General features: G+C 74.2%; 1 protein-coding gene. It reads right to left on the bottom strand.

Annotation, left to right across the window (positions count from 1 at the left end; all coding sequences use genetic code 11):
• Positions 1–1,147 (bottom strand): polyketide synthase dehydratase domain-containing protein (locus ACIRYZ_RS46590; RefSeq protein ID WP_402955873.1); only part of this gene is annotated, 1,147 nt, incomplete at both ends.

Here is a 1,147-nt window from a genome sequence, read left to right as displayed (position 1 = left end):
CGCACCGCCAGCTGCGGCTCACCCGCAGCCAGCGCCCACGGCAGCACACCCGACAGCTCCTCGCCGTCGACGTCCAACAACACGAGGCGGTCCGGGTGCTCGGACTGCGCGGACCGCACCAGGCCCCAGATCGCCGCACCCGCCAGGTCGGCCACGTCCTCGCCGACGGCAGTCGTGACCGCTCCGGTGGTCAGCAGGACCAGCCGCGAAGCGGACCAGCGCTCATCGGAGATCCAGGCCTGAACGATCTCCAGCACTCGGGCCGCGGTCTCCCGGACACCGACCAACGGGCCCTCGACGGCGGGGGCCACCGGGAACACCACGGTTCGCGGAGCGTCGGCCCCGCCATCGACCGCCGTGCCCAGCGCCGCCAGGTCCGCGAACCAGTCGACGGCCACACCCGCCAGCCCGGCGGGCACCTCGCCCAGCCAGGCCCAGCGGTCCGCGGTCTGCTCGACTGCCGTTGCCGGAGCGGTGAGCGCGGTCCAGTCGACGCGGAACAGCGAGTCCCGCCCGGCACCGGCGCCACGCGCGGCCTGGATCTGCCCGGGCGTCACCGGGCGCAGCAGCAGCGACTCCACCGCGGCGACCGGGGTGCCCGTGGTGTCGGCCACCTCCACCGAGACCGCGTCCGTGCCCGCCGGCGCCAGCCGAACGCGCAGTTCCGTGGCACCGACCGCGCGCAGGGACACGCCCGACCATGAGAACGGCAGCCAGCCCTGGGCCTCACCACTGGTGAAGGTTCCGAGCCCAACGCCCTGGACGGCTGCGTCGAGCAGGGCGGGGTGCAGGCCGAAGCGGGCAGCCGCCGCGTGCTCGTCGGCCGGCAGCGCGACCTCGGCGAACACCTCGTCCCCGCGACGCCACGCGGCCCGCAGGCCCTGGAACACCGGACCGTAGGCGAAACCGCGCTCGGTCAGACGGTCGTAGAACTCCGTCACGTCGACGGCCTCGGCGTCCTGCGGCGGCCAGACGGACCAGTCGCTTGCCATGCCGGCGGTTGCCTCGACGGCCAGGGTGCCGGTGGCGTGGCGGACCCACTCGCCCTCCGGAGCCTCGTCGGCATCGCTCTGGATCCGCGAGTGCAGGGTCAGCGAACGGCGACCGGACTCGTCCAACTCGCCGACGGCAAGCTGGATCTGAACAC

The sequence above is a fragment of the Kitasatospora sp. NPDC101155 genome, from assembly GCF_044768305.1.
Lineage (GTDB): Bacteria > Actinomycetota > Actinomycetes > Streptomycetales > Streptomycetaceae > Kitasatospora.
The sequence above is the reverse complement of the archived record's forward strand: the minus strand, read 5'-3'. Positions and strand labels throughout refer to the sequence as shown.